At 43.5% G+C, this 11,183-nt stretch carries 9 protein-coding genes; 7 read left to right on the top strand and 2 right to left on the bottom strand.

Annotated features, from left to right (window positions below):
- Positions 1-1,091: SLC5/6 family protein (locus tag B7C60_RS07935; RefSeq protein WP_245868892.1), on the top strand; the 1,091-nt coding region annotated here is incomplete at its 5' end.
- Positions 1,092-1,307: 216 nt separating this feature from the next.
- Positions 1,308-2,669 carry an L-serine ammonia-lyase gene (locus B7C60_RS07930; RefSeq protein WP_099611189.1) on the top strand — a complete coding sequence of 454 codons (1,362 nt, stop codon included), beginning with the start codon at positions 1,308-1,310 and terminating at the stop codon, positions 2,667-2,669.
- A 63-nt stretch (positions 2,670-2,732) separates the two neighbouring features.
- On the opposite strand, the gene queD is transcribed toward B7C60_RS07930, so the two are convergent.
- On the bottom strand, positions 2,733-3,092 hold the full coding sequence (queD, locus tag B7C60_RS07925; protein ID WP_099611188.1) for a 6-carboxytetrahydropterin synthase QueD: 360 nt from the start codon (positions 3,090-3,092) through the stop codon (positions 2,733-2,735).
- 207 nt (positions 3,093-3,299) lie between these two features.
- On the opposite strand from queD, the gene B7C60_RS07920 reads away from it, so the two are divergent.
- From B7C60_RS07920 to B7C60_RS07900, 5 genes are all read left to right on the top strand, one after another.
- The gene (locus B7C60_RS07920) at positions 3,300-4,907 is read left to right on the top strand and encodes a methyl-accepting chemotaxis protein (protein ID WP_099611187.1); all 1,608 of its coding nucleotides are present in this window, start codon (positions 3,300-3,302) and stop codon (positions 4,905-4,907) included.
- Positions 4,908-5,070: 163 nt separating this feature from the next.
- Positions 5,071-6,471 (top strand): asparagine--tRNA ligase, encoded by a 1,401-nt coding sequence (gene asnS / locus B7C60_RS07915; protein WP_099611186.1) that lies wholly within the window; start codon positions 5,071-5,073, stop codon positions 6,469-6,471.
- A 140-nt stretch (positions 6,472-6,611) separates the two neighbouring features.
- A complete protein-coding gene (locus tag B7C60_RS07910; protein ID WP_099611185.1) occupies positions 6,612-7,802 on the top strand; it encodes an amino acid aminotransferase in 1,191 nt (396 codons plus the stop codon).
- A 231-nt stretch (positions 7,803-8,033) separates the two neighbouring features.
- The gene (locus tag B7C60_RS07905; RefSeq protein ID WP_099611184.1) at positions 8,034-9,923 is read left to right on the top strand and encodes a DUF294 nucleotidyltransferase-like domain-containing protein; all 1,890 of its coding nucleotides are present in this window, start codon (positions 8,034-8,036) and stop codon (positions 9,921-9,923) included.
- Positions 9,924-9,931: 8 nt separating this feature from the next.
- On the top strand, positions 9,932-10,648 hold the full coding sequence (locus B7C60_RS07900; protein WP_099611183.1) for a 3'-5' exonuclease: 717 nt from the start codon (positions 9,932-9,934) through the stop codon (positions 10,646-10,648).
- Between the two features lie 42 nt (positions 10,649-10,690).
- Here the strand turns inward: B7C60_RS07900 and B7C60_RS18370 are convergent.
- Positions 10,691-11,183, bottom strand: a 493-nt coding sequence (locus B7C60_RS18370; protein ID WP_245868890.1) for a methyl-accepting chemotaxis protein, incomplete at its 5' end; no start/stop codon positions are given.

The following is an 11,183-nucleotide window of genomic DNA, read 5'->3' as shown; positions in this document are numbered from 1 at the left end:
TAGCCCTACTCGCTGCTCCTATGACTTGGTTTGCCCATAAAGGATTAGCTCGTTTCGTCCTTTCTGCCAGCAAACCTGACTCTGATATTACAGATACCGTTGAAGAACACTTTGGTAAAACTGGCGCTAACCTTATCACTTTTGCTTACTTTTTTGCCATTTACCCTATTGTTCTCATCTATGGTGTCGGTATTACCAATACCGTAGACTCTTTCTTAGTCCATCAAATCGGTATGGCTTCAATTCCGCGTTGGCTACTCTCTGGTGCACTCATTGCAACCATGACTGCAGGAGTAGTATTTGGTAAAGAGCTGATGCTAAAAGCAACATCGGCCATGGTTTATCCGCTGGTTTTTATTTTACTCGCACTTTCCTTCTTTCTGATTCCAGACTGGAATACCTCTATGATGGAAACCTCACCAGATTGGTCGGCAATGCCGGTCATTGTGTGGCTTGCTATTCCTATCATCGTTTTTTCTTTTAACCATAGTCCGATCATTAGCCAATTCACTAAGGTACAACGTCTTGAGCATGGTGATAATGCTGTCGCAAAAACAGATATGATTACCGCCGGATCAGCTATGATGCTAATGGGCTTCGTGATGTTTTTTGTTTTCTCGGTAGTACTGTCTCTGACGCCCGAGCAACTTCATATGGCGCAAGAACAAAACATCAGTGTATTGTCTTATCTTGCTAATGTGCATGAATCACCATTGATTTCTTATCTAGGTCCAATTGTCGCCTTCGCTGCAATTACGTCGAGTTACTTTGGCCACTTCTTAGGCGCTCATGAAGGTTTAGTCGGATTAGTCAAATCACGTAGCCAACTCTCCATTAGCAAAATTGAAAAGATCTCATTAGTCTTTATCGTTCTCACAACTTGGATCATTGCTATTATTAACCCAAGTATTTTAGGCATGATCGAAACGATGGGCGCTCCAATGATCGCCGCAATTTTGTTTATACTGCCGGTTTTTGCCATGAAAAATGTTCCTGCAATGGCAAAATATAAGACATCGGCACCGGTACAAATTTTTACAGTTATTTGTGGTTTTGCTGCTATTAGTTCTGTAATCTACGGCGCTCTTTAATCTATGCATCAATGTATTCTTCTAGGTGACTTGGCGTTGCAGGTAGGCAGCAAGTGAGAAAAGCCCCATGAATAGCGTTCAACGATATGGCTGGGATAAGCAAACGTCATCGGCATAGCGACTTCAAGTAAGAAGGATATATGAGCTTAAAACATAAAATATAATTGATAAATAGGCCTCCCTTTATAAGGGGGGCCTGATTTTGAGGCAATCAATATGATTAGTGTATTTGATATCTATAAAATTGGTGTCGGTCCGTCAAGCTCACACACGGTCGGCCCAATGAAAGCGGGAAAACAATTTATTGATGACCTGCGCGCGATGGGAAAATTGCGCGACATCACTAAAATTACCGTTGATGTTTATGGATCATTATCACTGACAGGGAAAGGTCACCACACAGATATTGCTATTATTATGGGCTTGGCAGGAAACACTCCTGAAAAAGTCGATATTGATGCAATTCCCAGCTTCATTGCTCGTGTTGAAGAAACCGAACGCCTTCCAGTCGGCATGCACTGTCATACCGTCGCCTTCCCCCGTGACGGCGGAATGAATTTTCATAAAACCAATTTATCACTCCACGAAAATGGCATGCAAATCCATGCTTGGATCGACGAACAAGTCGTTTATACCAAAACTTACTATTCGATCGGTGGCGGCTTTATTGTCGATGAAGAAAACTTTGGTAAAACCATTGACTCGCCGATCCAAGTTCCCTACCCATTTAGCAGTGCCGAACAGTTGGTCAATCAATGTAGAGAGCATGGATTATCTATTAGCACCTTGGTGATGGCCAATGAGAAAGCTATTCATTCGGATGAAGAAGTTCGCCGCTATTTTGCCAATATCTGGCGCACGATGCGTGAATGTATGGAGCGAGGTATGAGTACCGAAGGTATTTTACCGGGTCCTTTACGTGTACCACGCCGTGCCGCAGCATTACGCCAACAATTATTAACCTCAGAAAAAACCACTAACGACCCGATGGCCGTAGTCGACTGGGTAAATATGTATGCCTTTGCCGTCAATGAAGAAAATGCCGCGGGTGGTCGTGTCGTAACAGCACCGACTAACGGAGCTTGTGGTATTATTCCGGCAGTACTCGCCTATTACGATAAGTTCATTCAAACCGTCACAGAAAAAGATTATATCCGCTATTTTGCTACCTCGGGTGCTATTGGTGGGCTCTATAAACAAAATGCCTCAATTTCTGGAGCAGAAGTAGGCTGTCAGGGCGAAGTCGGTGTCGCCTGTTCCATGGCGGCTGCGGGATTAGCCGAACTATTAGGTGGCAGTCCAGAACAGGTGTGTATGGCTGCAGAAATCGCAATGGAACACAACCTAGGCTTAACCTGTGATCCTGTCGCAGGTCAGGTACAAGTGCCTTGTATTGAACGAAACGGAATCGCGGCAGTTAAAGCCATTAACTCAACCCGTATGGCTATGCGTCGCTCTTCCGCACCGCGAGTTTCTTTAGATAAAGTGATCGAAACCATGTTTGAAACCGGAAAAGACATGAATGCGAAATATCGTGAAACCTCTCAAGGTGGGTTAGCCGTGAAAGTCATCTGCTAATTTCGACACAAAACTCTGAGTATACTAAGCCTGATGCTCTGACATCAGGCTTTTTATTTTGCCCTACCCGGTATACACACACCCAGCGGTGCAAGTCTCTTTAATTTCGACTTTACTGAGTAAAGGCAGGCTAGGTTTCAATTGTTGCCAAATCCACTTTGCTAACACTTCACTGGTTGGATTCTCTAACCCGTCAATATCATTTAAATAATAGTGATCTAGACGCTGGTAAATCGGTTTGAATGCCGCTTTGATTTCTGCAAAGTCAATTAACCACCCAGTGTGAGGATCAACCTCTCCCGCCACATAAAGTCGAACTAAGAAGGAGTGCCCATGCAAACGGCCACATTTATGCCCTTCAGGTACATACGGTAAACGGTGGGCCGCCTCAAACATAAACTCTTTATAAATTTCGGTTTTCATCTCACTACTCGGGATTTTTAAAAAGAGCCGCAATACTACGTAATCAACGGGAGTGAGACAAGAGCATATAGAATACGTTTACTACATCACATATCCAATCATCAGATGTCGCCTAGAGTCACAGTCCATCGAACCTCGCATTGGCGATACTTACCATTAACGATATAGTCACAATGTCAGTCTCATTTTAATAACAACACTATTCTTATGACAATAACAACAAAATTACTCCTGACCTTACTATCAGTTTTTGCACTGGTACTAACCGGCTCAACGCTCTACCAATACTTACAGCAACGCGATCTGATCCATTCAGTTCTTAGCGAACAACTGCACGATAAAGCCAGTAACTATTTTGATAGTCTCAACATGATGATGCTTACTGGCACAATGGCTCAGAAAGAAACACTACGACAAAAAGCATTAGCTCAAGAAGGTATTGAACAGGTGCGAATCCTACGCTCAGCATCAGTGGATCAATTCTATGGTCCAGGAGGTGAAGAGCAACAACCTGTCGATGATATTGATCAACGTGCTCTTAAGGGTGAAACCGTTATTGAACCCTTTCAAGCTGACTGGGGAACTGGACTGGTGGTGGCGTTGCCGATGAAATCGAGCGCTGATTATCGGGGAACAAACTGTATCGCCTGCCATATTGCACCAGAAGGCGAAGTCTTGGGTGTCATTCGTCTTGAATATAATCTTAACCATTTAAATAACATGGTCAGGCACCGGACTTGGATTGGGGTCGCTATCATGGCGAGTATCGCGTTACTCGGATTTCTCCTCACCTTGACGTTAATTCGAAACATCATCATCAGCCCGATTCAACAAACTTCACGCTTTATGCGCTTAGTCAGCGAAAGTAAAAACCTCTCTCAAAGACTCACCAATCAACGCAATGATGAACTAGGGTGGCTTGCAAACTCAATCAATTCGTTGCTGGAAACCGTATCAAACAGTTTGCAGCAAGTTCAACAAACCTCTCACTCTCTGGCTCATAGTGCCAAACAACTGACTCGCGTTGCCAAAACGACCGATCAAGCCGCAAACGATCAGCAGCAAGAAACCGCTGACGTACAGCTTAATATTGAACAGATGCAAACCAAGCAAACGGAAGTCGAAACAGCAACCTTAGATGCCTCTTCTCTGGTCACTCATACAACCGATGTTGCTCAACAAAGTGCCCAACAAGCTCATACCGCCAGTGAACAGCTCAAGCAATTAGTAGGCAACATCGAGTCAGTCAAAGAAAAAATATCACATCTAAATCAACAAACCCTACAAGTGTCAACCATATTAGATACGATACAAGCTATTGCCGATCAAACTAACTTACTCGCGCTGAATGCCGCCATCGAAGCAGCCCGAGCCGGTGAACAAGGACGAGGCTTTGCCGTTGTGGCCGATGAGGTTCGCCATCTTGCCTCACGAACCACTGAAGCAACGAGTAATATTGAAAACATTATTGACGAATTCAAACACGAAAGTCTCTCATCTTTACAATCCGTCGATTTAGTTTGTAGCGACGCGCATCAGCGTTCTAATGATGTGGAAACCCTTTCAATAGCAATGGGTCAAGTCGTAACAGAAATGCAGCAAGTATTAACTCACGCTAATCGTATTCAAGAACAAACACAGCAAACCACTGCGGTCAGTCATGAAGTACAAGGAAAAGTAGATACGATTACATCACATGCCAATGATACCTCTCAATCAGCAAGCCAAACGCGAGAAATAAGCGTGGATCTTGCTCAATTATCGCAGCAGTTAGAATTATTGCTCAACCAATTCACGCTTTCGAACAAGAATTGAGCAATGAAATGATATTAATGGTTGATGCAGAAAAATTGACAGGTAATATGTGCCATTGAATCTGTAAAATTTAATCCAACCCAATGTTTAGCCTATTTTTTAGTAAAAAGACTGTGAATGAACATTGGGTTGAATTTTTACCTCAATGGAGACTATATCAAACATGACTTACGCGCCTGTAAAAGACGTATTAAGCGGTAAGCTTGCAGTAGACAGTGAAGTCACTGTTCGCGGCTGGATCCGTACACGTCGCGATTCCAAAGCTGGAATCTCTTTTCTTGCCATATATGACGGCTCTTGTTTCAACCCGATTCAGGCCGTGGTTCCGAATAATCTCGATAATTATCAAGATGAAGTTTTAAAACTGACTACTGGATGTTCTGTTGAAATTACCGGTACAGTGGTTGAATCTCCAGCCAGCGGCCAAGACTTTGAATTAGCCGCTACACAGGTTAATGTCGTAGGTTGGGTTGAAGATGCTGAAACCTATCCAATGGCCAAAACGCGTCATTCTATTGAATACTTACGAGAAGTCGCCCACTTACGTCCTCGTACCAACGTCATCGGGGCGGTAGCCCGAGTTCGTAACTGTTTGGCTCAAGCGATTCATCGCTTCTACCATGAACAAGGTTATTACTGGGTTTCCGCACCGTTAATTACCGCATCTGATGCTGAAGGTGCGGGCGAGATGTTCCGCGTATCTACTCTCGACCTAGCCAACTTGCCCCGTAAAGACAACGGCGATATTGACTTTAACGAAGACTTCTTCGGCAAAGAGACCTTTCTCACCGTTTCGGGTCAGTTAAACGCTGAAGCTTACGCTTGCGCATTGAGCAAAGTATACACCTTTGGCCCGACTTTCCGCGCGGAAAACTCAAACACTAGCCGTCACTTAGCAGAATTTTGGATGGTCGAGCCGGAAATTGCTTTTGCTGACCTAAACGATGTCGCTAAGCTAGCTGAAGACATGCTTAAGTATGTGTTCAACGCTGTATTAACCGAACGTCGTGACGATCTTGAATTTTTTGCTTCACGTATTGATAAAGAAGCCATCACACGTTTAGAGCAATTTGTACAATCAGACTTTGCACAAGTTGACTATACCGATGCCATTTCGATTCTGCTTGATTCTGGTCGCAAATTTGAATTTGACGTTGAATGGGGTATTGACCTTTCTTCTGAGCATGAGCGCTATCTGGCCGAAGAACACTTTAAAGCACCTGTCATTGTGAAAAACTATCCCAAAGACATTAAAGCTTTCTATATGCGCATGAATGAAGATGGTAAAACTGTGGCCGCAATGGATGTATTAGCACCAGGAATTGGTGAAATTATCGGTGGTTCGCAACGTGAAGAGCGCTTAGATGTACTTGATGCACGTATGATTGAGATGGGTATCGACCCCGAACATATGGGTTGGTATCGTGATTTACGCCGTTATGGCACTGTACCTCATGCCGGGTTTGGCCTTGGTTTTGAGCGTCTTGTCTCTTATGTGACAGGCATGGGTAACGTGAGAGATGTGATTCCATTCCCTCGTACACCACGCAGTGCCAACTTCTAAACCGCTTTCACAATCAAAAAACCTTCGCTAAGCGAAGGTTTTTTTCAGTTTCCATTGGACTATGGTTGTCAGTATGCAGCCAGAAAGGTATAAAGAACTGAAAACAATCTTCTCACTTTAACTTTACATGGATGAATATTATGTTTGAAAAAGTTGTGGCGGCCCCGGCGGACCCTATTCTTGGTTTAACTGAAGAGTTTAAAAGCGATGCTCGAAAAGAAAAAATCAACTTAGGTGTGGGCATCTACAAAAACGAAGCGGGACAAACGCCTGTTCTTGCAACCGTAAAAAAAGCAGAAGCGGCGCTCCTTGAATCAGAAAAGACCAAGTCTTATTTGACCATTGAGGGAACCGCTGAATATGCCCTTGCGGTGCAAAAGCTATTGTTTGGCGATACCTCTACTATCGTAAACAATCAGTTAGCAAAAACAGCGCAAGCACCGGGGGGGACTGGAGCACTACGCGTTGCCGGTGAGTTTATTAAACGCCAATTAGGTGATGTAAAAATTTGGATCAGCAACCCAACATGGGCTAACCATCATGGGGTGTTTAATGCCGCTGGACTCGAGACCGTTCAATATGCTTATTATAACGCCGCATCGAAAGATAAAGACTTTGCTGCGATGGTATCAGATCTTGAGCAAGCAAATACGGGTGACGTGGTGCTACTTCATGGATGTTGCCATAACCCAACCGGTATTGACCCAACATTAGAAGAATGGGAAATATTAGCAAAGCTAGTTGCCGATAAAGGTTTATTACCACTATTTGACTTTGCCTATCAAGGCTTTGCCAAAGGTGTAGAAGAAGATGCAGCTGGGCTACGTATTTTTGCTCAATATAACCAAGAGATTTTAGTCGCCAGTTCTTTCTCGAAAAACTTTGGCTTATACAACGAACGAGTGGGTGCATTCACCTTAGTGGCAAACTCAACCGCTGTGGCAGAAACGGCATTTTCTCAAGTGAAGGCTATTATCCGTTCAATTTACTCCAACCCGCCAGCACATGGTGCAGCGGTCGTTACTTATATTCTCAACCATCCAGAACTTCGTGCAGAATGGGAAGCAGAAGTTGCCGAAATGCGCGTACGTATCCAAGAGATGCGCGAGTTATTTGTGACGACATTGAAAAATATCGGGGTAGCCGCTGATTTTAGTTTCATCGAACGTCAAAATGGCATGTTCTCATTTTCTGGATTGAGCAAAGAACAAGTTCAACGTTTAAAAGAAGACTTTGCTATCTATATCGTGGGTTCAGGCCGTATCAGCGTTGCCGGAATGACGAAATCGAACATGTCACCACTGTGTAACGGTATTAAAGCGGTATTATAAGCATTAATAACCTCTTACTTAAGAGTTGGGTACACCCAACTCTTTTTCTTCGCTCTTCATTGCTCACATTTGGTACAATACCTCATCACCAATATTGAGAATATTCAGCGAGATAAACTAAAATCCTTTGGTAGGATTTTACATGAAAAAACACTCGCCTTCTTCTGATTCAACTTTAGCTAAGGTTGATTAAACCCTACATTTTCTCTGAGAAACCACAGGAGTTACTTCATGGAAGCCGAATTACTAGAAATAAAAAACTTCCTCACCCAATACCCTCCTTTTAATGAGCTTCCAGAACATATCTTGCAAGATATTGCTCATCATGTAGAAATTGCTTACTTTCGCCAAGACACGCCAATCATTCATGCAGGTGATCATATTCAAGATCTATACATGATAAGAAGTGGTGTTGTTGAAATTTATCGACGCAAAGGCGAACTGTATAACCGAATCACCGAAGGTGGCTTGTTTGGCCAGATGGGGCTATTAACCAACAACAAAGTCAGCTTTCCGGTGACGGCAATTGAAGATACATTGATCTATTGTATTCCTGAAGCTATATTTCAGAAACTTTATGATGAATATGATACCTTTGCCGATTATGTTGAAGTCCAAGATAGTGCACGCCTACGTCAAGCCATTTCCAACACAGCCGAACAAAATGATTTAACCACCGCCAAGGTTAAGCGATTACTCACCCGTGAAGCACCTTTTGTGTATAACGATGCGTCGATTCAAGATGCAGCCGTCAAAATGTCAGAAGAAAACGTCTCATCGCTACTGATCATTGACCCCAATATTATGCAAGATAATGAAGATGACAGTAGCCCAGTCGTTGGCATCATCACAGACCGTGACTTATGCCGACGTGTGATTGCGACCGATCTCGATCATAGTCAGCCCGTCACTGAAGTCATGACCAGCGAGGTTATTTCACTCGATCACAACGCCTATGTCTATGAAGCCATGCTCACTATGCTACGCTATAACGTGCATCACCTTCCGGTTCTAAAAGAAAATAACCCTATCGGCATCATAGAAATTACCGATATTGTCCGCTATGAATCGCAAAATTCCTTATTACTCGTGAGTAGTATTTTCCAACAAAATAGCGCCGATGATTTAGCTCAGCTCTCTAAACAAGTGAAAGACGCTTTTGTTCGTTTAGTCAATGAAGATGCAAATTCTCATATGGTCGGCACCGCAATGTCAACCATTGGACGGAGTTTCAAGCAACGTATCATTGAGTTAGCAGAAGAAGAGCTTGGCCCCGCACCGATCCCCTACTGCTTTTTAGCATTAGGCTCCATGGGACGTGATGAGCAGTTGATCGTCACCGATCAAGACAATGCGATTATTCTTGATGACAGCTATGATGAAACGATACACGGCGACTATTTTGCCAAACTCGCTACCTTGGTTTGTGATACCTTGGATAAATGTGGCTATAGCTATTGTACTGGCGATATTATGGCGACCAACCCAATGTGGCGAATGACACGCCAGCAGTGGGAAACATGTTTTGCCGATTGGATTGATAACCCAAACCCGAAAGCGCTATTGAATGCATCCATCTTTTTTGATTTAGATGGTGTTTATGGGCGATTAAAATGGGCAGAACAACTCAATGGATTTATTGTTCGTCGAGCAAGACGCAATAACCGCTTTCTCGCCTGTTTAGCTCGCAATGCGCTGAATCGCACGCCTCCACTTGGTTTTTTTAAGAATTTTGTAATGGAAAAAGATGGTCGCCATAACAATTCAATCAACTTAAAACGCCGCGGAACCGCACCACTAGCAGATTTAATTCGTGTTCACGCGCTTGCGGTTGGTTCTCGCTCAAAGAACTCTTTTGAGCGGTTAGATGATGTCATTGATGCAGGGATCTTGCCTAAAGGTCGAGGGCTAGATTTGCGAGATGCACTGGAATTTATTTCGATGGTTCGCATTCGCCACCAAGCCCTAGATGTGGAAAATGATATTCAGCCAGATAACAATATTGAACCTGAAAATCTTTCTGAATTTGAACGTCGAAATTTAAAAGATGCTTTTCAAATCTTAAGCAATGCCCAAAATTTCCTCAAATATCGCTATCAGGCCAGTAGTAACTTTAAGTAAGGGTGATCATGAAACGACTTTTTCAAACGCCGAGCATTGATTGGCCTTATAAATATCGAGCCAAACAAGCGGTTGTTCATTCGCCATTGTTAAAACACTTCTATCAAGCAGAAATTACCAGTGGTAATACTGAGCTTGGCGAGATGGAATTTGTTGCGATGGACTTTGAAACCACGGGCCTCAATGCCGATAAAGATGAAATTATTACGATTGGTTTAGTGCCTTTTACTCTGCAGCGAATTTATCTCAATAGAGCAAAACATTGGACCGTTCGACCTCGCCAGAAATTAGATGAAGAGTCTGTCATTATTCACGGTATCACCCATAGCGATATTATGGGTGCGCCCGACTTAAGTGAGATCATTGATGACTTACTTGAGCAATTAACAGGCAAAGTGATCGTGGTTCATTTCCATAAAATTGAACGTGAGTTTTTAGATCAGGCCTTTAAACGCCGAATCAATGAAGGTATCGAGTTTCCTATTATTGATACGATGGAAATTGAGGCTCAAATCCAGAAAAAAATAACCGCAGGCCTTTGGAACCGATTAAAAGGGAAAAAAAAGGCATCGCTACGATTAGGGCAAACCCGGGAGCGCTATGGGCTACCGAGTTATCACCCACATCATGCCTTAACCGATGCTATTGCAACGGCTGAATTAATGCAGGCACAAATCGCCCATCACTATTCTCTTCAGCACCCGGTGCGATTGTTCTGGTTATAATCAGAGGAGCCTTGGCTCCTCCGATTTAGTTAACACTGCTATTTATAATTTAAAGCGGCGAATTTCTTCATCTAATTGATAAGAAAGTTGGGACAACTCTGCCGCTTGCGAAGCCGCTTCATGAGCTTCTTGCGCTAAATCATTAGAAGCATCACGAATTCCCACCGTATTACGCGTGATTTCAGACGTAACAGAGGCTTGCTCTTCTGCTGCAGAAGCTATTTGAGTCGCCATATCACTAATATTTTCAACTGCTTGATGGATCTGCATCAAGCTGGCTGCGGCCGAGTTCGCATCATCAACACTGGTATCCGCCAAGCGACGGCTATCATTCATAATGCTCACCGCTTTACCGGTTGTACTTTGCAACATTTCAATCATATTTTGAATTTCTTGCGTTGATGCATGCGTTCGCTGACTTAACACCCGAACTTCATCCGCTACAACGGCAAAACCTCGCCCTTGCTCCCCTGCTCGCGCAGCTTCAATCGCCGCATTCAGTGCCAACAAGTTAGTCTGTTCTGCAATGCCTTGA

It is taken from the genome of Vibrio fujianensis (assembly GCF_002749895.1).
In the GTDB taxonomy this organism is placed as follows: domain Bacteria; phylum Pseudomonadota; class Gammaproteobacteria; order Enterobacterales; family Vibrionaceae; genus Vibrio; species Vibrio fujianensis.
Note: the sequence above shows the minus strand (reverse complement) of the source record. Positions and strands in the feature narration are given on the sequence as shown.